The sequence below is a fragment of the Pseudomonas sp. LM13 genome (genome assembly GCF_041381355.1).
Lineage (GTDB): Bacteria > Pseudomonadota > Gammaproteobacteria > Pseudomonadales > Pseudomonadaceae > Stutzerimonas > Stutzerimonas frequens.
In genome coordinates this window covers 1-18,473 of record NZ_JACBXH010000016.1, presented here as the reverse complement: position 1 = coordinate 18,473, position 18,473 = coordinate 1, and the positions used below count along the sequence as shown (strand labels likewise).

Below are 18,473 nucleotides of genomic sequence, written 5' to 3'. Positions count from 1 at the left end.
CAAACCGCGTGCCGCCGGTCACATTCCACGTCGGCGACCCCGCAAGGGCCCTAAACAGGTTGCGCAGGCGCATTTGCGCCCGGCAAACGCCCGTTGCGCTGTTGCAAAACCCACAGGGAGGCGCGCCTGCCCCTCTGGACCTGTCGTAAATCCCACAAAATCCGTCCCGCCAGCGCCGTCGGGGGCTGCGCTATCGCGAGCTTCGTTGATCTGCATCAACGAATCCCGGGCTCCCGGGGGGCTCCGGGACGTCTGGCGGGGCGTGGCATGCTTGATGCAAAACCCTCTCGTGACGTCGCGTTGCCCGACAACGGTGCAGCGCCATTACAGCGGAGAGGGTTTATGGAATACGCGCTGTTCCTGATCGGCACCGTACTGGTCAACAACGTGGTGCTGGTCTACTTCCTCGGCCTGTGTCCGTTCATGGGCGTGTCCGGCAAGCTCGATCCCTCGCTGGGCATGGGCCTGGCAACGACCCTGGTGATGACCCTGGGCGGCATCAGCAGCTGGTTGCTCGAACACTACGTGCTGCTGCCGCTGGGTATCGGCTTCCTGCGCATCCTTTCCTACATCCTGGTGATCGCCGGCATGGTGCAGCTGATCGAGATGGTCATCCGCAAGGTCAGCCCGCCGCTGCATCGTTCCCTGGGTATCTACCTGCCCCTGATCACCACCAACTGCGCCGTGCTGGGCGTGCCGCTGATCAGCGTGCGCGAGGGCCACGGGCTGGCCGAGGCGGGGTTGTTCGGCCTGGGCTCGGCGCTGGGTTTCACCCTGGTGATGGTGATCTTCGCCGGTCTGCGCGAGCGGCTGGCATTGGCCAGCGTGCCGGCGGCTTTCGCCGGCGCGCCGATCGCTTTCGTCACCGCCGGGCTGCTGGCGATGGCCTTCATGGGCTTCGCCGGCCTGATCTGAACGCTGCTGCCGGCGAGGCTGGCGAAGGAGGAACGATGCTGGGCGCAATTCTGGTTCTCGCACTGATGGGCCTGCTGCTGGGCGGCGGTCTCGGCCTGGCGGCACGCTACCTGGCGGTCTCGGAGGAGAATCCGCTGGTCAAGGAGATCGAGGCGCTGATGCCCGGCAGCCAGTGCGGGCAGTGCGGCTATCCGGGCTGCGGCGCGGCGGCCAGCGCCCTGGTCGAGGGCCGCGCCGCGGTCACCTGCTGCCCGCCCGGCGGCGCCGCGCTGGCCGAGCGTCTGGCCGAGCTGCTCGGCGTGCCGCTGGATGCCAGCGCGCTCGCCGCGCCGATGCTGGCGCGCATCGATGCCGCCGAGTGCACCGGCTGCACGCGCTGCTTTCGCGCCTGCCCGACCGACGCCATCGTCGGCGCCAATGGGCAGATCCATTGCGTCTTGAGCAACGCCTGCACCGGTTGCGGCAAATGCCTGGAGGCCTGCCCGGAAGACTGCATCGCCCTCGCGGCCCAGGAACCGACGCTGGACCATTGGCGCTGGGCCAAGCCCCGGGCCGCCTGATTTCGCCTGATGAACAGGGGCGTCAGACCCCGGGAGTCGACCATGTTCCACCTCGCGCATTTTCGCGGCGGCATCCATCCCGCCGCCCACAAGGACCGCTCGGCCGCCCTCGGCATCGCCGTGCAGCCACTGCCGCCGCGCCTGTACCTGCCGTTGCGCCAGCACGCCGGGGCCGAGGCCTTGCCGGTGGTGAAGGCGGGCGAACGGGTGCTCAAGGGCCAGTTGCTGGCCGGCTCGCCCACCGAGCTCTCGGCGCCGATCCATGCGCCGAGTTCCGGGCGCATCGTCTCGATCGGGCCGATCGACGCGCCGCACCCGTCCGGGCTCCAGGTCAATGGCATGGTGCTCGAATGCGATGGCGAGGAGCGCTGGATCGAGCTGGACGTACCGGCCGATCCCTTCGCCGAGGCCCCGCAGCGGCTCGCCCAGCGTGTCGCCGATGCCGGCGTGGTCGGACTCGGCGGGGCGATCTTCCCGGCTGCGGTGAAACTCAAGCAGGGCACGAAGCACGAGATCAAGACGGTGCTGGTCAACGGCAGCGAATGCGAGCCGTACCTGAGCTGCGACGACCGGCTGATGCGCGAGCGCGCCGAGGCGGTGGTCGACGGCGCGCGGCTGATCCAGCACATCCTGCGCGCCTACAGCATCGTCATCGCCATCGAGGACAACAAGCCGGCGGCGCTGGCGGCCATGCGCGCGGCCAGCGAGCCCTACGGCGCCGTCGAGGTGGTGGCGGTGCCGGCGCTCTACCCGATGGGCTCGGCCAAGCAACTGATCCGCCAGGTCACCGGCCGCGAGGTGCCGGCCGGCGGGCGCAGCACCGACGTCGGCGTGCTGGTGCACAACGCTGGCACGGTCTACGCGATCCAGCAGGCGCTGCGCCACGGCCGCCCGCTGATCTCGCGGGTGGTGACGGTGGCCGGCGGCTGCGTGAGCAGCCCGCGCAACGTCGAGACCCTGATCGGCACGCCGGCGCAGGCGCTGCTCGACACCTGCGGCGGGCTGCTGCGCGAGCCGCGGCAACTGCTGCTCGGCGGGCCGATGATGGGCATGCCGCTGCCGTCGACGGCGGTGCCGGTGATCAAGGGGGCCACCGGCCTGCTGGCGCTCGACCGCCACGAGTTGCCGCATGACGACAGCGCGCCGTGCATCCGCTGCGCGCGCTGCGTGGATGCCTGCCCGATGGGCCTGGCGCCGCTGGAGATGGCCGCGCGCACCCGCGTCGACGATTTCGACGGCGCCAGCGAGTACGGCCTGCGCGACTGCATCCTCTGCGGCTGCTGCGCCTACGTCTGCCCGTCGCACATCCCGCTGGTGCAGTACTTCCAGTATGCCGTCGGCCAGCAGGACGAACGCCGCAGCGCCGCACGCAAGAACGATTACATCAAGCGCCTCACCGAGGCGCGCGAGGCACGCCTGGCCGAGGAAGAAGCGGCCAGGGCGGCGGCCAAGGCCGCGAAGAAACGCAAGACGGCGGCGCCGGCCGCCAGCAGCGAGGTGTCGTCATGAGCGCGCCAGGTATCGCATCGGGGCCGTTCGCCCACGACCGCTCCTCGGTCGACCGCATCATGCTGCACGTGTGCCTGGCGCTGCTGCCGGCGACGGCCTGGGGGCTGTACCTGTTCGGCTGGCCGGCGATCAACCTGTGGCTGCTGACCTGCGCCAGCGCGGTGGCCTGCGAGGCCGTCTGCCTGTACCTGCTCGGCCGGCCGCTGCGCCGCCTGCTGGACGGCAGCGCGCTGCTCAGCGGCTGGCTGCTGGCGCTGACGCTGCCGCCCTGGGCGCCCTGGTGGATCGCCGTGGCCGGCAGCGTCTTCGCCATCGGCATCGGCAAGCAGCTGTACGGCGGCGTCGGGCAGAACGTGTTCAACCCGGCGATGCTGGCGCGGGTGGCGCTGCTGATCGCCTTTCCGCTGCAGATGACCACCTGGGCGCTGCCCCTGCCGCTGGGCGCGGCGGGCGCGCCCGGCTGGCTCGAAGGCCTGCGCATCACCTTCGCCGGCGGGACGCTGGCCGATGGCCTGAGCGGCGCCACGGCGCTGGGCCAGTTGCAGACCGAGCTGACCCTGGGCCATGGCGCCACGCAGATCCTCGCCGAGCATTTCGACCTGCTGCCGGCCTTTCTCGGCTACAGCGGCGGCAGCCTCGGCGAGACCTCGGAGCTGCTGATCCTGCTCGGCGGGCTCTGGTTGCTGGCGCTGCGCATCATCCACTGGGAGATCCCGCTGGGCATGCTGTTGACGGTGGCGGCGCTGGCGGCGCTGGCGCACCAGATCAATCCGCAGGTGTATGGCGGCGGGCTGTTCCACCTGACCTCGGGCGGGTTGCTGCTCGGCGCGCTGTTCATCGCCACCGACCCGGTGACCTCGCCGACCAGCCGCAGCGGGCGGCTGGTCTTCGCGATCGGCTGCGGGGCGCTGGTGTTCATCATCCGCAGCTGGGGCAATTTCCCCGAGGCGGTGGCCTTCGCGGTGCTGTTCATGAACGCCCTGGTGCCGCTGATCGACCGGCTCTGCCGGCCGCGCGCCTATGGGCGCAACGCGCGGGGCAAGCCGCTGGTGGCGGCGAAATGGACCAGCCAGGTGAAGGAGGTCGACAAGGTATGAACGAGATGACCCAGGTTCCGCCCGCAGAGTCCGGCAGCGAACCGTCGGCCGTCCGACCCGGCCTGATCGAGGCCTGGCGCGACCGGGTCGCCTACCAGGCGCTGTCGCTGGGGCTGGTCTGCGCCCTGGTGGCCGTGGTGCTGCTGCTGGGCAACCAGCTGACCCGGCAGCGGATCGTCGATGCCGAATTGCAGGACCGCCTGGCCGTGCTGCGCCAGGTCCTGCCGCAGGCGCTCTACGACAACGACCCGCTGGCCGACGCCTTCGAGCTCGAGGATGCCGAACTGGGCCTGGTCGAGGTGTACCCGGCGCGGCGTGCCGGGCAACTGACGGCGACCGCCTTCCAGGTCAGCACCGTCGGCTACGGCGGCCCGATCGTCCAGCTCATCGCCCTCGACAACGAAGGCCGCATCCTCGGCGTGCGGGTGCTCAGCCACAAGGAAACCCCCGGCCTGGCGGACAAGATCGAAATCGCCCGCAGCGACTGGATCAAGGGCTTCGACGGCCTGTCGCTGGCCAACACAGCGCTGGATCGGTGGGCGGTGAAGAAGGACGGCGGCCAGTTCGACCAGTTCGCCGGCGCCACCATCACCCCGCGGGCCATCGTCAAGGGCGTGGTGCGAACGCTCGAATTCCAGGCCCGCCAGTCCACTGTCCAGTCCAACCAGGAGACCCGGCCATGAGCAGCCATTGTGGATCACCCGAGGTCGCGGCAGCCACGCCCAAGGGGCTGTTCGGCTACTTCAGCTCGGCGCTGTGGGACTACAACGTCGCCCTGGTGCAGATGCTCGCGCTGTGCCCGGCGCTGGCGGTGACCACCACCGCCACCAACGGCCTGGGCATGGGCCTGGCCACCACGCTGGTGCTGATGATCACCAACGCGATCGTCTCGGCGCTGCGCCACAGCATTTCGCCGGCGGTGCGCAACCCGCTGATGATCGGCATCATCGCCGGCGTGGTGACGCTCATCGACATGGCGATGAACGCCTGGATGCACGAGCTGTACAAGGTGCTGGGGCTGTTCATCGCGCTGATCGTGACCAACTGCGCGGTGCTCGGCCGCGCCGAATCCTTCAGCAGCCGCAACCCGGTGCTGCCCTCGATCCTCGATGGCGCCGGCATGGGCATCGGCTTCACCTGGGTGCTGATCGTGATCGGCGGGGTGCGCGAGATTCTTGGCAGCGGCACGCTGTTCGCCCAGGCCTCGCTGCTGCTGGGCGAGCACTTCCGCTGGCTGGAGATCACCGTCTTTCCCGACTTCCAGGGGATTCTGCTGGCGATCCTGCCGCCCGGGGCATTCATCGTCCTGGGCTTCGTGCTGGCGTTCAAGCGGGTGGTCGACCGCCGCCGCGCCGAGCGACGGGTCAGGACCCATGGCGAACTGATCGTGCTGCAGTGAGGCCGGCCGAGGAGCGAAGCGCACCATGAAGATTTCCGTTGTATACGCCGCACCCCGGCAACCCCTGCTGTTCGATTGCCGGGTGGCGGAGGGCTGCAGCGTGGCCGAGGCCATCGAGCAGTCCGGCCTGCTGCGCTACTGCCCGGATATCGACCTGGGCAGGCAGAAGGTCGGCGTCTACGGCAAGTTCGTCAAGCTCGACAGCCCGCTGAAGGAGGGCGATCGGGTGGAGATCTACCAGCGCATCACGCGCGTGCTGGACGAAGACGACGATGACGACGACTGAAGCGATCGTCGCAGACAACCACCGTGAATGAGAACAGCCCAGAGAGGAGCGACCGATGGACAGCCAGCCCCCGAAAATGAACCGTGAAACCGCACTGCGCATCGCCCTGGCCGCCCGGGCCCTGCCCGAGGTGGGCGTGGGCCGCCTGCTGGAGATCCTGCATCAGCGGATCGAAGGCGAACTGAACGAAGAGAGCCTGCAGCGCGTGACCGTCACCGACCTCAAGACCGCCTTCGCCAGTGCCGATGGCGAGGAGGACGGCGAGGACATCGGCATCGGCCTGCCGGCGCTGAAGGAGGCGGTGCGCATCCTCTGGGGCGAAGGCGTCGACGACGACCTGCCGCAGGCGGAGGCCCTGGACGTCGTGCCGGAAGGTTCGATCCGGGTGGCCGTGGCCTCCAACAACGGCGAACGGCTGGATGGCCACTTCGGCTCCTGCCTGCGCTTCCTGGTCTACCAGGTCGGCGTCGACAGCCTGGCGCTGGTGGACGTGCGCTCGGCGCTGGACACCGAGTTCGCCGAGGACCGCAACGGCGCGCGCGCCGAACTGATCGGCGACTGCCAGGTGCTCTACGTGGTCTCCATCGGCGGCCCGGCGGCGGCCAAGGTGGTCCGCAGCGGCCTGTATCCGATCAAGAAAGCCGGCGGCGAGGCGCGGCAGATCCTCGCCGACCTGCAGACCGTCATGGCCGGCAGCCCGCCGCCGTGGCTGGCCAAGCTGCTGGGCGTGAGTGCGGAACAGCGGGTGCGCTTCGACCGTTCCGACGACGAGGCGGCCTGGGCATGAGCGACGCGCGCAGGCTGGTCGCCGTGGCCATCGACCGCCACGGCAAGGTCGCCGGGCATGCCGGCCGGGCGCATCATTGGCAGGTGTACGACATCTGGCCCGGCGAGGCGCCGGAATCGGTCTACCGCCTGGCGCTGGACGAACAGGCCTGCCTGCACGAGTGGCACGTCAGCGCCCAGCCCGAACGCCATCCGCTGCACGCGGTGGACGTGGCCATCGCCGCCAGCGCCGGCGACGGCGTGGTGCGCCGCCTGGGCGAGCGCGGCGTGACGCTGTTGACCACCGCCGAGAGCGATCCGCTGCGCGCCGTGAAGGCCTGGCTCGCCGGCACCCTGCCAGCGGGATTGCCGCACGATGAGCCGGGCTGTGGTGGCGAGGGCCATCGGCATCCATGAGTGTGGATTGGCGGAGGCGTGGATTATGAGGGCGGCCGCCAGACCGTAATTGTAGGCTGCGGCGGCGCGGAACGGGTCGTGGTGGCCGGCCAGCAGCTCGGCGTAGACCGACGGGCGCACCGGCAGCTTGCGGATGTCCGCTGACGGACAGCACGAAGGCGACGAAGGCTTCGGCCGCCTCCGGCTCCCGCGTGCCGGCGGTGATCGCGACATGGCCGGGGTTGAGCCCGCGTGCGCCGGGTAGACGAAGCGCAGGGACGCGTCGCTGGCGATGCTAGAGGCGACGAAGAGTCGATGGACAGGCCGACCACCTCGACCCATCCCAGGTCGAAGGTGGTGAAGCGGCTGAGGTCCGCGTAGCCGTAGTAGGGGACGTAGATGGGGATGCCGTCGACGAAGATCGGCACCTGGCGCAGGTCGAAGCCGCGCACGTGGACCATCTCTTCGTTGCGCGCGCCGCCGCGGCTGAGGGTCACGCCCGGGAGCAGGTCGAGCGCCGTGCCGAGGGTCTCGCGGTCATGGGCGCGGATCTGCTCGCGGCCGACCGACCGGGCCGCGCCCAGGCTGTCTTCGCCACGGTTGTCGACGACGATGGTGCCGAGGTCGGCCGGTGCGGATGGGGCCGACTGAGCATGGGCGAGCGTCGAGCTTCGGCGGTCATGGCGCTCCGCTGGAGCCGCTCACTCGGCGGCGACGATGACGTGCGAGGCCTTGATCAGCGCGGTGCAGTCCTGGCCGCTGCCCAGGCCCAGTTCGGCGACGCTGGCATTGGTCACCAGGGCGGTCAGCGTGCGGCCCGGCGACAGGCGCAGCTTGACTTCGCTGCGCACGGCGCCGGGAATCAGGCTCAACAGCTTGCCGTGCAGGCGGTTGCGGGCGCCGATGCGCACCGCCGGATCGGGCGACAGCATCACGAAGTCGGCCTTGATCAGGGCCATGGCCATCGTGCCCTCGCGCAGTTGCATCTCTTCCAGGCTGTCATTCGACACTGTCGCCTGCAGTGTCACGCCTTCGCCGATATCCAGCGTCACGCAGCCTTCGATGGCATCGCGCTCGATACGGCTGATGCGTCCGCGGTACTGGTTGCGTGCGCTGGTGCTGAGCGACAGCGCGCGCAGTTGCCGCTGGATTTCGGCCGCTTCCAGCGGCTCGGCGGAGGGGGCGCTTCGCGCAACTGCTGCCAGGCTTCCAGCAGGCGTCTTCCGTACTCGGTCAGGTGGGTGCCGACTTCGGCCGAATAGTCGATCAAGGGCGCCTGGGACAGGTTGTTCATGGCATCCACGCAGTCCCAGGCGCTCTTGTAGCTGAGCCGGATCCGCTTGGCGGCACGGCTGATGGAGCCGGATGCCTCGATCGATGCCAGCAGCTCGAGGTTGCGCTCGGCGTTGCGAATGGATGTGGGCCTGAGCTGGCATTCGCCGGGTATCTGTATCTGGAGGGGTGGGACATTCATGGAAGAGCTCCTGGGAAAGGCTGTCTCGCCACCACCTGCAAAACCGTCGCCAGGCTGGCATGCCGGGAAAGCGGCCGGTTTTCAAGGGCTTGGCTTTGTGCTCGGCGGATTCGCGAATGTGCGGGTCGTGACAGGCAGGCTTTATCTATGTCGCTTTGTATATAAGTAAACATCGCGAAGCCAGCGGTTTCGATTCGCGTGTAGGGCGGGACCGGGCTTGTAGCAAAGGTGACATTCGCCTTCGGCAAGTCCTGTTCGCGACAGCCGGGGTTGGCACGGCCTTCCTGCAACCTGTTGATAATCATGGATTTTCGTTTCTTTTCGGGTGTGGCATGGCGGTTGCACCTCCCCTGCTACAGGTTGCCCAGGCAGCCGCGTCCAGCCGAGGAGACATGCCGATGATTACTTTGACCGAGAGCGCCAAGTGCGCGGTTAGCCGCTTCATCAGCAACGCCGGCAAGCCCACCGCCGGCTTGCGCATCAGCGTCGAGGGTGGCGGCTGTGCGGGGCTGAAGTACAGCCTGAAGCTGGAGGAGCAGGACCTCGCCGGCGACCAGCGGGTCGACTGCGGCGCCTTCACCGTGCTGATCGACGATGCCAGCGCGCCGTTGCTCGCCGGTGTGACCATGGATTTCGTCGACAGCATGGAAGGCAGCGGTTTCACCTTCGTCAATCCGAACGCCAGCGGTGGCTGCAACTGCGGCAAGTCCTTCGCTTGCTAAGCGCCACTACGAGGCGGCCGGCCAGGACCAGCCGCCCAGCATTTCACCGGGAGATCAGCCGTCATGTGGGATTATTCGGAAAAGGTCAAAGAACACTTCTACAACCCGAAGAACGCCGGTGCCGTGGCCGAGGCCAATGCCGTCGGCGACGTCGGCTCGCTGAGCTGCGGCGATGCCCTGCGGCTGTCGCTGAAGGTCGATCCCGACACCGACGTGATTCTCGACGCCGGTTTCCAGACCTTCGGCTGCGGCTCGGCGATCGCATCGAGCTCGGCGCTGACCGAGATGATCAAGGGGCTGACCGTCGACCAGGCGTTGAAGATCAGCAACCAGGACATCGCCGATTTCCTCGACGGCCTGCCGCCGGAGAAGATGCACTGCTCGGTGATGGGCCGCGAGGCCCTGCAGGCGGCGGTGGCCAACTACCGCGGCGAAGAACTGGAAGACGACCATGAGGAGGGCGCGCTGGTCTGCAAGTGCTTCGCCATCGACGAGGTGATGGTGCGCGAGACCATCCGCGCCAACCGCCTTTCCAGCGTCGAGGACGTGACCAACTACACCAAGGCCGGCGGCGGCTGCTCGTCCTGCCACGAGGGCATCGAGCGGTTGCTGGTCGAGGAACTGGCCGCGCGCGGCGAGATCTTCGTCCCGGCCGGCACCGGCGCCAGGGCGGCGAAGAAGAAGGCCAAGGCGCCACTGGTGACCCTGGAGGCAGCGCAAGCGGCGCCTGCCGCGCAGCCCATGACCAACCTGCAGCGCATCCGTCGTATCGAAAGGGTGCTCGAATCGATCCGCCCGACCCTGCAGCGCGACCACGGCGACGTCGAGCTGCTGGATGTCGAGGGCAAGAACGTCTACGTCAAGCTGACCGGCGCCTGCACCGGCTGCCAGATGGCGAGCATGACGCTGTCCGGCATCCAGCAGCGGCTGATCGAGGAACTCGGCGAGTTCGTCAAGGTGGTCCCGGTCAGTGCCCCGGCCCACAGCGCGATGGCTGAGGTGTGAGATGAACGGCATCTATCTCGACAACAACGCGACCACCCGTGTCGATGACGAAGTGGTGCAGGCCATGCTGCCGTTCTTCACCGAGCAGTTCGGCAACCCGTCGTCGATGCACAGTTTCGGCAACCAGGTCGGCATGGCGCTGAAGAAGGCCCGGCAGAGCGTGCAGCGGCTGCTGGGCGCCGAGTTCGACTCGGAAATCGTGTTCACCTCCTGCGGCACCGAGGCCGACTCCACCGCGATCCTCTCGGCGCTCAAGGCCCAGCCCGAGCGCAAGACCATCATCACCACGGTGGTCGAGCATCCGGCGATCCTCAGCCTGTGCGACCATCTGGCCGAGGACGGCTACAGCGTGCACAAGCTCAAGGTGGACAAGAAGGGCCGCCTGGACCTGGACGAGTACGCCGCGCTGCTCGACGACGACGTGGCCATCGTCTCGGTGATGTGGGCCAACAACGAGACCGGCACGCTGTTCCCGGTGGAGCGGATGGCGCAGATGGCCGACGACGCCGGCATCATGTTCCACACCGATGCGGTGCAGGCGGTCGGCAAGGTGCCGATGAACCTCGAGGACAGCGCCATCCACATGCTCTCGCTGTCCGGCCACAAGCTGCATGCGCCCAAGGGCGTCGGCGTGCTCTACCTGCGCCGCGGCACGCGCTTCCGTCCGCTGCTGCGCGGCGGTCACCAGGAGCGCGGACGCCGCGCCGGCACCGAGAACGCGGCGTCGATCGTCGGCCTGGGGGTCGCCGCCGAGCGCGCGCTGGCCTTCATGGAGCACGAGAACACCGAGGTCCGGCGCCTGCGCGACAGGCTCGAGGCCGGCATCCTTGCCGCGGTGCCCCATGCCTTCGTAACCGGCGACCCGGACAACCGCCTGCCGAACACCGCCAACATCGCCTTCGAGTACATCGAGGGCGAGGCCATCCTGCTGCTGCTGAACAAGGTCGGCATCGCCGCCTCCAGCGGCTCGGCCTGCACCTCCGGCTCGCTGGAACCCTCGCATGTGATGCGGGCGATGGACATCCCCTACACGGCGGCCCACGGCAGCGTGCGCTTCTCGCTGTCGCGCTACACCACCGAGGAGCAGGTCGACTACGTGATCCGCGAGGTGCCACCGATCATCGCCCAGCTGCGCAAGCTGTCGCCCTACTGGAGCGGCAACGGCCCGGCCGAGGACGTGGGCGAGTCGTTCGCACCGGTCTACGCCTAGGGCGGGTCAACCCAAGGTGTGGCCCCCTGTGTAGGAGCCAGCTGGCTGGCAATCAGCTGATCGAAAGCATCGCCGGCAAGCCGGCTCCTACGAAAAACGCAGACCCGCCGTGACATTGCACTATCTGGAGGCAGTCATGAGCACAGTGATCATCGACGACACCACCCTGCGCGACGGCGAACAGAGCGCCGGGGTCGCCTTCAGCGCCGAGGAGAAGCTCGCCATCGCCCGCGCCCTGGCGGCGCTCGGCGTGCCGGAGCTGGAGATCGGCATCCCCGGCATGGGTGAGGAAGAGTGCGAGGTGATGCGCGCCATCGCCGGGCTGGCCCTGCCGGCGCGGCTGCTGGCCTGGTGCCGGCTGTGCGACGCCGACCTGCTGGCGGCCTGCGGCACCGGCGTGGACATGGTCGACCTGTCGTTGCCGGTCTCGGACCTGATGCTGCAATACAAGCTCGGCCGCGATCGTGACTGGGCGCTGCGCGAGGTCGCACGGCTGGTGGGGGCGGCGCGCGACGCCGGGCTGGACGTCTGCCTGGGCGGCGAGGACGCCTCGCGTGCCGACCTGGAGTTCATCGTTCGCGTGGCGGAGGTCGCCCAGGCCGCCGGCGCGCGGCGGCTGCGCTTCGCCGACACGGTGGGGGTGATGGAGCCGTTCGCCATGCATGAGCGCTTCCGCTTTCTCGCCGAGCGCCTGGACCTGGAGCTGGAAGTGCACGCCCACGACGACTTCGGCCTGGCCACGGCCAACACCCTGGCGGCGGTCAGGGGCGGCGCCACGCACATCAATACCACGGTCAACGGCCTCGGCGAGCGGGCCGGCAACGCCGCGCTGGAGGAATGCGCGCTGGCGCTCAAGCAACTGCACGGCATCGACTGCGGCATCGACGTGCGCGGCATTCCCTCGATCTCCGCGCTGGTGGAGCAGGCCTCCGGGCGCCAGGTGGCGTGGCAGAAGAGCGTGGTCGGAGCCGGGGTGTTCACCCACGAGGCGGGCATCCACGTCGACGGGCTGCTCAAGCACCGGCGCAACTACGAGGGGCTCAATCCCGACGAACTCGGCCGCAGCCACAGCCTGGTGCTGGGCAAGCATTCCGGCGCGCACATGGTCGAGCTGAGCTACCGCGAACTGGGCATTGAGCTCGAGCAGTGGCAGAGCCGCGCGTTGCTCGGCTGCATCCGCCGCTTCTCCACACAGACCAAGCGCAGCCCGCAGCACGCCGACCTGCAGGGTTTCTACCAGCAACTGTGCGAACAGGGCCTGGCCCTGGCCGGAGGTGCCGCATGAGCCTGTACCGCGAATGCCGCGACGACGTGCGTTGCGTGTTCCAGCGCGACCCCGCCGCACGTTCCACGCTGGAGGTGCTGACCACCTATCCGGGTGTGCACGCGATCATGCTCTATCGCCTCGCACACCGCCTGTGGCGCCGCCAGTGGCGCTACCTGGCGCGCCTGCTGAGTTTCGCCGGGCGGCTGCTGAGCAATGTCGATATCCACCCCGGTGCCCGCATCGGCGCACGCTTCTTCATCGACCACGGCGCCGGCGTGGTGATCGGCGAGACCGCCGAGATCGGCGATGACGTCACCCTCTACCACGGCGTGACGCTGGGCGGCACCAGCTGGCGCAAGGGCAAGCGCCACCCGACCCTGGGCGATGGCGTGCTGGTCGGCGCCGGGGCGAAGATCCTCGGGCCGATCAGCATCGGCCGCAATGCCCGGGTCGGTGCCAATTCGGTGGTGGTGCAGGACGTGCCGGACGGCTGCACGGTGGTCGGTATCCCCGGCAAGGTGGTGCGTCTGCGCGAGGCTGGCCGACCCAATGCGCATGGCATCGATCTCGATCATCACCTGATCCCCGACCCGGTGGGCAAGGCCATCGCCTGCCTGCTGGAACGCCTGGACAGCCTGGAGAAGCAGGTCGAGCAGGGCGGCCTGGTCGCCGCCGGCAGCCAGCAGCGGCGCTACCAGGAGTGCCAGCCGGACAACAGCCTGTGTGAAAACGATTGCCCGGCCATGGCCGGGCGCTGACGGAGCACGCCCATGGACCTGCAGGATTTCGACGGCGACGGCCTGTATTTCGACGAGCCGCGCCAGCCACGCGTCGCGGCGCTGCTGGACGAGGCGTCGGCGCAGTACGCCACCGGCATGGCGGAGCGGCCGCTGCTGACGGCGCAGGCGCTGGCGCCGGGCGACCTCAGCGTGCTGGTCGGGCTCTACCGCTTCTACTTCTACCAGCATCGCCATGCCGATGCGCTGGGCATCGCCGCGCAGGTGCTGGACGTGGTCGCGCCGCGGCTGGGCTTGCCCTCGGACTGGCGCGCACTCGATGCCGACTGCCTGGCGCGCGTGGCGCCCGGCGCCATCGGCCTGCTGCGTTTTCATCTGCTGGCGCTCAAGGGCGCCGGTTACCTGAGCCTGCGCCTGGGCCTGTTCGGCCAGGGCAAGGCGATGCTGGCGAAGGTCGTCGAGCTGGACGCGGACAACCGCCTCGGCGCGCGCCTGCTGCTCGAGGTGCTGGCGGCCAACGACGCCACCATCCTCACCTTTCCCTCTGCCGCCACCCTGGAGACACGCCCATGAGCGAATACGCCGCCGAACCGAACCTGGACGGGCCTCTGGACGAGGCGCTGGAAGAGCTGGTGTCCGCCGAGGACTTCCTGAACTTCTTCGGCGTGCCCTTCGTGCCGTCCGTGGTCCAGGTCAACCGCCTGCACATCATGCAGCGCTATCACGACTACCTGTGCCAGGCCGGCGACATCGAGCATCTGCCGGATGCCGTGCGGCATGCGGTCTATCGCCGGCTGCTGGGGCGTGCCTACGAAGATTTCGTCGCTTCCGACGCGCAGACCGAGAAGGTCTTCAAGGTCTTCCGCATGCACGAACCGCAGACGACCTTCGTGCCTTTCGATCAACTGCTGGGCTGATCCGCAGGAGGTGAGCGCCATGAGCCTGCCGCTCTACGAATATGGCCAGGCCGTAAGGCTGATCCGCAACGTGCGCAACGACGGCACCTATCCCGGCAAGGACACCGGCGCCCTGCTGATGCGCCGTGGCGCGGTGGGCTGCGTCTACGACGTCGGCACCTACCTGCAGGATCAACTGATCTACCGCGTGCATTTCCTCGAGCAGGGCTGCACGGTGGGTTGCCGCGAGGAGGAGCTGATTCCGGCGTCGGACCCCTGGATACCCAACCTGTTCGAGTTCCGCGACCAGGTGATCGCCACCCGCAGCCTTGCCGTGCGCGGCGAGGTGGTGGTGGAGCAGGGCCGCGCCGGCAGCATCGAGAAGGTGCTGCGCGACCTGCCCGGCGGCATCCAGTACCACGTCTATTTCGGCGACGGCCGGGTGCTGCAGGTGCCCGAGGCGAGCCTGGCCTGGGCCGACGCGCAAGCGGGAGGCGAGCATGAGCATTGATCCCGTTGCCGGCGGCGCCCGCTACCAGTTGCTGAAGATCGCCCACGAGCGCTTCGGTTGTGACCCGGCCGCCCTCAGCACGCCGCAGCGCGAGCAGGCCGAGCGCATCGCCGGTCGCCAGCTGCAGCTGGAGAATGCCGTGCTGCACAGCACCGAGGCCTGCGGCGTGGTGATTCCGGACGAGCAGGTCGACGAAGCCTGGGCGCAGATCGCCGCCCGCTACGAGGACCCGCTCGCGCTGCGCAAGGCGCTGGCCGACAGCGGCCTCGACGAGGCCGGGCTGCGCCAGCTGCTGGCCCGCGAGCTCAAGGTCGAGACGGTGTTGCAGCGCGTCTGTGCCGGGCTGCCGGAAATCACCGACACGGATGTCAGCCTGTACTACTTCACACATCCGGAACGCTTCGTGCGGCCCGCCACGCGCCTGGCGCGGCATATCCTGATCACCATCAACGAGGATTTCCCGGAGAACGGCCGGACCAGCGCCTGGCGCCGCATCAACCTGATCGCCGAGCGTCTGTTGCGCAAGCCGCAGCGCTTCGCCGAACAGGCACTGAAACATTCCGAATGCCCTTCGGCGATGGACGGCGGGAACCTCGGCCTGGTACGCCCCGGCATGCTCTATCCGCAGCTGGAAGCCTGCCTGTTCGCCCTGCGCGCAGGCGAGATCGGCCCGGTGGTGGAGACGCCGATGGGGTTTCACCTGGTGTTCTGCGAGGCGATCCACCCCGCGGGCCAGTTGACGCTGCAGGAGGTACTGCCACACCTGCGCGAGAAGCTTCGTGCCCGTCAACACGAGCGGCACCAGCGCGCATGGCTGGCCGGCCTGCTGCAACCCGCCCCGTCCCGCATGGAGGCCACCCATGACTGATATCGACAAGCCCTACTGTTCGTTCTGCGGTGCGGAAAAATCGCCGACGGTCCCGCTGATCGCGGGCAACGAGGGGCGCATCTGCGAGGCCTGCGTCAAGCTCGCCCACCAGGTGGTGACCAGTTGGGGGCAGCGGCGCCAGGCCCAGCAGCTGGCGCCGCAGCTGCTCACCCCGGCGGCCTGCATGCAGCATCTGGACGAGTCGGTGATCGGCCAGGACGAGGCCAAGGAAACCCTGGCGGTGGCGGTCTACAACCACTACCTGCGGCTGCTCAACTGCACCCGCGAACCGGTCTGCCAGCTGGGCGGGGCGGTGGAGCTGGAGAAATCCAACATCCTCATGGCCGGCCCCTCGGGAACCGGCAAGACCCTGCTGGTGCGCACCCTGGCACGCATCCTCGGCGTGCCCTTCGCCTCCGCCGACGCCACCACCCTGACCCAGGCCGGCTACGTCGGCGACGACGTCGACAGCATCATCGCCCGCCTGCTGGAGGCTGCCGGCGGCGACGTGCAGAAGGCGCAATGGGGCATCGTCTATATCGACGAGGTGGACAAGCTGGCACGGCGCGGCGGGGGCGGCACGGCGGTGCGCGACATCTCCGGCGAAGGCGTGCAGCAGGCGCTGCTCAAGCTGGTCGAGGGCAGCGAGGTGCGCATCGGCAAGGGCGGCCGGCGTGGCGAGCACGGCGAGGAGCAGGTGGTGGACACCCGCAACATCCTGTTCATCGCCGGTGGCGCCTTTCCGGGCCTGGAAACCCTGGTCGGCAGCCGTGTGCATCCGCGTGGCAGCGCGATCGGCTTCCATGCGCGACCGCAGCAGCAGGCGCCGTCGATCAACGAGCTGCTGGCGGCGCTGCTGCCGGACGACCTCCATGAGTTCGGGCTGATCCCCGAGTTCATCGGTCGCTTCCCGATCATCACCTTCCTCCGCGAGCTGGACCACGCGACGCTGCTGCGCATCCTCAGCGAACCGCGCAATGCGCTGGTCAAGCAGTACCAGCAACTGTTCGCCTACCAGGGCGTGAAGCTGGAGTTCAGCGAGGCGGCGCTCGGCCACATCGCCGACCAGGCGCTGCTGCGTCGCACCGGCGCGCGCGGGCTGCGCGCGGTCATGGAGGGCGCGCTGCAGCGCACCATGTTCGAGATGCCGGCGCAGCCGCAACTGCGCAGTTGCCTGCTCGACCTCGACGAGGAGGGCAGCGAACTGGTGGTGCTCAGGCAGTTCGACGAGCATGCCGAAGCGCAACCTGCCGACAGCCGGGCGGCCGCGGCGTCCGGGCAGCGTTCCCTGCTGGTGGTGGATGGCTAGTGTCGCATTGCCGACAGCGGCATGCCGCTGCCGGCGGCCGGCTTGTGTGGTTTGCGACAGGTAATGCTTATGAAAGTGCTTTATTTTCAAGTGCTTACAATAATCCAGCGGCTGGCGTGCTTCCTGCTACGAAGTCTTTTGCCGAGTGGGTATGGGGCCTGCGCGGTGTTTCATTCATCCAAACAGCAATGAGGTGGCGTGATGGCCAGGATCGGACTTTTCTTCGGCAGCAACACGGGCAAGACGCGCAAGGTCGCCAAGATGATCAAGAAGCGCTTCGACGACGACACCCTGGCTGATCCGCTCAACGTCAACCGCACGAGCGCGGAGGACTTCGCCGGCTATTCGCACCTGATCCTCGGCACGCCGACCCTGGGCGAGGGCTTGCTGCCGGGGCTGAGCGCCGATTGCGAGAACGAAAGCTGGGAGGAATTCCTGCCGCAGATCGAGGGGCTGGATTTCACCGGCAAGACCGTGGCCATCTTCGGCCTCGGCGATCAGGTCGGCTACGCCGACGAGTTTCTCGATGCGATGGGCGAACTGCACGAATTCTTCAGCGAGCGCGGCGCCACCCTGGTCGGCGAGTGGCCGACCACGGGCTACGAATTCACCCACTCCGAAGCGGTGGTGGACGGCAAGTTCGTCGGGCTGGCGCTGGACCTGGACAACCAGAGCAACCTCACCGAAGAGCGGCTGGGCGCCTGGTTGCGACAGATCGCCCCGGCCTTCGAACTGCCGTTGTGAACGCTCGTTGAGCTTCGTTCGGCTGTAGCCACGCGTCGGGCTTCGCTGCGCTCAGGCTGCGTACCCCGGCCCCGACCTGCGCCTCGTAATCCGTAGGTTGGGTTGAGACGCGCAGCGTCGAAGCCCAACGCGCTCCGAAGCGCAGCTCGGCGGCGATCTGTGCGAACCGTTGCCCGGTGGCCGTGGGCGGAGTAGCGTGATCGCGAACCGAGGAAGGAGATTCGCCATGAAGCTTCTCACGCTCATTGCCCTGTCTGCGCTCGCCTTGCCGGTAATGCCGGCGGCGGCCAGCGAATGCCCGACCCTGCTACAGCACGAGCTGCCCAAGTTGCGCTCCAAGGAAACCGTCGATCTGTGCGGCCAGTTCCAGGGCAAGGCCCTGGTGGTGGTCAACACGGCCAGCCATTGCGGCTTCACCGGGCAGTTCAAGGGGCTCGAAGCGCTCTATCAGCGTTACAAGGACGACGGCCTGGAGGTGATCGGCGTGCCCTCGGACGACTTCTTCCAGGAGGCCGATGACGAAGCCGAGACGGCCGAGGTCTGCTACGTGAATTACGGTGTGACCTTCACCATGACCCAGACGCAGCCGGTGCGGGGCAGCGATGCGACGCCGTTGTTTCGCCAGCTGGCCGAGCAGACCGGAACAGCGCCGCGCTGGAATTTCTACAAGTACGTGGTCGATCGGGAAGGGCGTGTCGTCGCGCATTTCTCCAGCAAGGTGAAGCCGGATGACCCGCAGTTGATTGCGGCGGTGGAGAAGGCGCTGGAGAGATAGAAACGAAAAAGCTCCGGCGGACCGCGAC

At 68.3% G+C, this 18,473-nt stretch carries 25 protein-coding genes; 21 read left to right on the top strand and 4 right to left on the bottom strand.

From position 1 onward, the window contains the following. Window positions 1-342: 342 nt before the first annotated feature. Genes rsxA through HZR81_RS11905 form a run of 9 tightly spaced genes read left to right on the top strand, consistent with a single transcriptional unit; the run spans window position 343 to window position 6,948 of the window. Complete coding sequence (rsxA, locus tag HZR81_RS11945) at window positions 343-915, top strand: electron transport complex subunit RsxA (protein ID WP_003302650.1); 573 nt, start codon at window positions 343-345, stop codon at window positions 913-915. A gap of 35 nt (window positions 916-950) precedes the next feature. After that, window positions 951-1,475: an RnfABCDGE type electron transport complex subunit B gene (locus HZR81_RS11940; protein WP_003302648.1), complete on the top strand. Its 525-nt coding sequence runs from the start codon at window positions 951-953 to the stop codon at window positions 1,473-1,475. Window positions 1,476-1,517: 42 nt separating this feature from the next. Further along, complete coding sequence (gene rsxC, locus HZR81_RS11935) at window positions 1,518-2,984, top strand: electron transport complex subunit RsxC (RefSeq protein ID WP_003302647.1); 1,467 nt, start codon at window positions 1,518-1,520, stop codon at window positions 2,982-2,984. Further along, window positions 2,981-4,081: an RnfABCDGE type electron transport complex subunit D gene (locus HZR81_RS11930; protein WP_500128195.1), complete on the top strand. Its 1,101-nt coding sequence runs from the start codon at window positions 2,981-2,983 to the stop codon at window positions 4,079-4,081. The genes rsxC and HZR81_RS11930 overlap by 4 nt, the downstream gene beginning before the upstream one ends. Beyond that, entirely contained in the window at window positions 4,078-4,764 is a 687-nt protein-coding gene (gene rsxG / locus HZR81_RS11925; RefSeq protein WP_003302644.1) for an electron transport complex subunit RsxG, read from the top strand. Before HZR81_RS11930 ends, rsxG begins: the two co-directional genes overlap by 4 nt. After that, window positions 4,761-5,480, top strand: coding sequence for an electron transport complex subunit E (locus HZR81_RS11920; protein ID WP_003302642.1), 720 nt, complete (start codon window positions 4,761-4,763; stop codon window positions 5,478-5,480). Before rsxG ends, HZR81_RS11920 begins: the two co-directional genes overlap by 4 nt. A 25-nt stretch (window positions 5,481-5,505) precedes the next feature. After that, complete coding sequence (locus HZR81_RS11915; protein ID WP_003302641.1) at window positions 5,506-5,766, top strand: RnfH family protein; 261 nt, start codon at window positions 5,506-5,508, stop codon at window positions 5,764-5,766. A 55-nt stretch (window positions 5,767-5,821) separates the two neighbouring features. Next, a complete protein-coding gene (locus HZR81_RS11910) occupies window positions 5,822-6,553 on the top strand; it encodes a dinitrogenase iron-molybdenum cofactor biosynthesis protein (protein WP_226685737.1) in 732 nt (243 codons plus the stop codon). Continuing rightward, window positions 6,550-6,948 (top strand): NifB/NifX family molybdenum-iron cluster-binding protein, encoded by a 399-nt coding sequence (locus tag HZR81_RS11905; RefSeq protein ID WP_500128194.1) that lies wholly within the window; start codon window positions 6,550-6,552, stop codon window positions 6,946-6,948. The genes HZR81_RS11910 and HZR81_RS11905 overlap by 4 nt, the downstream gene beginning before the upstream one ends. Before the next feature lie 23 nt (window positions 6,949-6,971). Here the strand turns inward: HZR81_RS11905 and HZR81_RS11900 are convergent, their stop codons facing one another. From HZR81_RS11900 to HZR81_RS11885, 4 genes are all read right to left on the bottom strand, one after another. Next, window positions 6,972-7,511 carry a Plug domain-containing protein gene (locus HZR81_RS11900; protein ID WP_264186716.1) on the bottom strand — a complete coding sequence of 180 codons (540 nt, stop codon included), beginning with the start codon at window positions 7,509-7,511 and terminating at the stop codon, window positions 6,972-6,974. A gap of 117 nt (window positions 7,512-7,628) precedes the next feature. Then, entirely contained in the window at window positions 7,629-7,991 is a 363-nt protein-coding gene (locus HZR81_RS11895; RefSeq protein WP_500128242.1) for a TOBE domain-containing protein, read from the bottom strand. After that, window positions 7,976-8,401: a winged helix-turn-helix domain-containing protein gene (locus HZR81_RS11890; protein WP_500128193.1), complete on the bottom strand. Its 426-nt coding sequence runs from the start codon at window positions 8,399-8,401 to the stop codon at window positions 7,976-7,978. Before HZR81_RS11890 ends, HZR81_RS11895 begins: the two co-directional genes overlap by 16 nt. Beyond that, window positions 8,398-8,706 carry a hypothetical protein gene (locus HZR81_RS11885; protein WP_500128192.1) on the bottom strand — a complete coding sequence of 103 codons (309 nt, stop codon included), beginning with the start codon at window positions 8,704-8,706 and terminating at the stop codon, window positions 8,398-8,400. The genes HZR81_RS11890 and HZR81_RS11885 overlap by 4 nt, the downstream gene beginning before the upstream one ends. Window positions 8,707-8,799: 93 nt before the next feature. On the opposite strand from HZR81_RS11885, the gene HZR81_RS11880 reads away from it, so the two are divergent. The 12 genes from HZR81_RS11880 (at window position 8,800) to HZR81_RS11825 (ending at window position 18,445) form a co-directional block, all read left to right on the top strand. Next, entirely contained in the window at window positions 8,800-9,123 is a 324-nt protein-coding gene (locus HZR81_RS11880; protein ID WP_003302636.1) for a HesB/IscA family protein, read from the top strand. 63 nt (window positions 9,124-9,186) lie between these two features. Beyond that, window positions 9,187-10,128: a Fe-S cluster assembly protein NifU gene (gene nifU, locus HZR81_RS11875; protein ID WP_226685740.1), complete on the top strand. Its 942-nt coding sequence runs from the start codon at window positions 9,187-9,189 to the stop codon at window positions 10,126-10,128. Window position 10,129: 1 nt separating this feature from the next. Beyond that, a complete protein-coding gene (nifS, locus tag HZR81_RS11870) occupies window positions 10,130-11,338 on the top strand; it encodes a cysteine desulfurase NifS (RefSeq protein WP_256076564.1) in 1,209 nt (402 codons plus the stop codon). A 136-nt stretch (window positions 11,339-11,474) separates the two neighbouring features. Further along, window positions 11,475-12,623, top strand: coding sequence for a homocitrate synthase (nifV, locus tag HZR81_RS11865; protein WP_500128191.1), 1,149 nt, complete (start codon window positions 11,475-11,477; stop codon window positions 12,621-12,623). Beyond that, window positions 12,620-13,363: a serine O-acetyltransferase gene (gene cysE, locus HZR81_RS11860; RefSeq protein ID WP_003302629.1), complete on the top strand. Its 744-nt coding sequence runs from the start codon at window positions 12,620-12,622 to the stop codon at window positions 13,361-13,363. Before nifV ends, cysE begins: the two co-directional genes overlap by 4 nt. A 12-nt stretch (window positions 13,364-13,375) precedes the next feature. Further along, window positions 13,376-13,915, top strand: coding sequence for a hypothetical protein (locus HZR81_RS11855; RefSeq protein WP_003302627.1), 540 nt, complete (start codon window positions 13,376-13,378; stop codon window positions 13,913-13,915). After that, on the top strand, window positions 13,912-14,259 hold the full coding sequence (gene nifW, locus HZR81_RS11850) for a nitrogenase-stabilizing/protective protein NifW (protein ID WP_003302626.1): 348 nt from the start codon (window positions 13,912-13,914) through the stop codon (window positions 14,257-14,259). The genes HZR81_RS11855 and nifW overlap by 4 nt, the downstream gene beginning before the upstream one ends. A gap of 19 nt (window positions 14,260-14,278) precedes the next feature. Continuing rightward, the gene (locus HZR81_RS11845; protein WP_003302625.1) at window positions 14,279-14,749 is read left to right on the top strand and encodes a nitrogen fixation protein NifZ; all 471 of its coding nucleotides are present in this window, start codon (window positions 14,279-14,281) and stop codon (window positions 14,747-14,749) included. Then, a complete protein-coding gene (gene nifM / locus HZR81_RS11840) occupies window positions 14,739-15,617 on the top strand; it encodes a nitrogen fixation protein NifM (RefSeq protein ID WP_500128190.1) in 879 nt (292 codons plus the stop codon). Before HZR81_RS11845 ends, nifM begins: the two co-directional genes overlap by 11 nt. Next, complete coding sequence (gene clpX / locus HZR81_RS11835) at window positions 15,610-16,926, top strand: ATP-dependent Clp protease ATP-binding subunit ClpX (protein ID WP_500128189.1); 1,317 nt, start codon at window positions 15,610-15,612, stop codon at window positions 16,924-16,926. Before nifM ends, clpX begins: the two co-directional genes overlap by 8 nt. A 201-nt stretch (window positions 16,927-17,127) precedes the next feature. Then, window positions 17,128-17,670, top strand: a complete 543-nt coding sequence (locus HZR81_RS11830; RefSeq protein WP_256076581.1) for a flavodoxin — start codon at window positions 17,128-17,130, stop codon at window positions 17,668-17,670. 226 nt (window positions 17,671-17,896) lie between these two features. Then, complete coding sequence (locus HZR81_RS11825) at window positions 17,897-18,445, top strand: glutathione peroxidase (RefSeq protein WP_500128188.1); 549 nt, start codon at window positions 17,897-17,899, stop codon at window positions 18,443-18,445. The last annotated feature ends 28 nt before the right edge of the window (window positions 18,446-18,473 follow it).

Coding starts and splice junctions, on each gene's coding strand:
- rsxA (WP_003302650.1), top strand. CDS start 343: ATGGAATACGCGCTGTTCCTGATCGGCACCGTACTGGTCAACAACGTG.
- HZR81_RS11940 (WP_003302648.1), top strand. CDS start 951: ATGCTGGGCGCAATTCTGGTTCTCGCACTGATGGGCCTGCTGCTGGGC.
- rsxC (WP_003302647.1), top strand. CDS start 1,518: ATGTTCCACCTCGCGCATTTTCGCGGCGGCATCCATCCCGCCGCCCAC.
- HZR81_RS11930 (WP_500128195.1), top strand. CDS start 2,981: ATGAGCGCGCCAGGTATCGCATCGGGGCCGTTCGCCCACGACCGCTCC.
- rsxG (WP_003302644.1), top strand. CDS start 4,078: ATGAACGAGATGACCCAGGTTCCGCCCGCAGAGTCCGGCAGCGAACCG.
- HZR81_RS11920 (WP_003302642.1), top strand. CDS start 4,761: ATGAGCAGCCATTGTGGATCACCCGAGGTCGCGGCAGCCACGCCCAAG.
- HZR81_RS11915 (WP_003302641.1), top strand. CDS start 5,506: ATGAAGATTTCCGTTGTATACGCCGCACCCCGGCAACCCCTGCTGTTC.
- HZR81_RS11910 (WP_226685737.1), top strand. CDS start 5,822: ATGGACAGCCAGCCCCCGAAAATGAACCGTGAAACCGCACTGCGCATC.
- HZR81_RS11905 (WP_500128194.1), top strand. CDS start 6,550: ATGAGCGACGCGCGCAGGCTGGTCGCCGTGGCCATCGACCGCCACGGC.
- HZR81_RS11890 (WP_500128193.1), bottom strand. CDS start 8,401: ATGAATGTCCCACCCCTCCAGATACAGATACCCGGCGAATGCCAGCTC.
- HZR81_RS11885 (WP_500128192.1), bottom strand. CDS start 8,706: ATGATTATCAACAGGTTGCAGGAAGGCCGTGCCAACCCCGGCTGTCGC.
- HZR81_RS11880 (WP_003302636.1), top strand. CDS start 8,800: ATGATTACTTTGACCGAGAGCGCCAAGTGCGCGGTTAGCCGCTTCATC.
- nifU (WP_226685740.1), top strand. CDS start 9,187: ATGTGGGATTATTCGGAAAAGGTCAAAGAACACTTCTACAACCCGAAG.
- nifS (WP_256076564.1), top strand. CDS start 10,130: ATGAACGGCATCTATCTCGACAACAACGCGACCACCCGTGTCGATGAC.
- nifV (WP_500128191.1), top strand. CDS start 11,475: ATGAGCACAGTGATCATCGACGACACCACCCTGCGCGACGGCGAACAG.
- cysE (WP_003302629.1), top strand. CDS start 12,620: ATGAGCCTGTACCGCGAATGCCGCGACGACGTGCGTTGCGTGTTCCAG.
- HZR81_RS11855 (WP_003302627.1), top strand. CDS start 13,376: ATGGACCTGCAGGATTTCGACGGCGACGGCCTGTATTTCGACGAGCCG.
- nifW (WP_003302626.1), top strand. CDS start 13,912: ATGAGCGAATACGCCGCCGAACCGAACCTGGACGGGCCTCTGGACGAG.
- HZR81_RS11845 (WP_003302625.1), top strand. CDS start 14,279: ATGAGCCTGCCGCTCTACGAATATGGCCAGGCCGTAAGGCTGATCCGC.
- nifM (WP_500128190.1), top strand. CDS start 14,739: ATGAGCATTGATCCCGTTGCCGGCGGCGCCCGCTACCAGTTGCTGAAG.
- clpX (WP_500128189.1), top strand. CDS start 15,610: ATGACTGATATCGACAAGCCCTACTGTTCGTTCTGCGGTGCGGAAAAA.
- HZR81_RS11830 (WP_256076581.1), top strand. CDS start 17,128: ATGGCCAGGATCGGACTTTTCTTCGGCAGCAACACGGGCAAGACGCGC.
- HZR81_RS11825 (WP_500128188.1), top strand. CDS start 17,897: ATGAAGCTTCTCACGCTCATTGCCCTGTCTGCGCTCGCCTTGCCGGTA.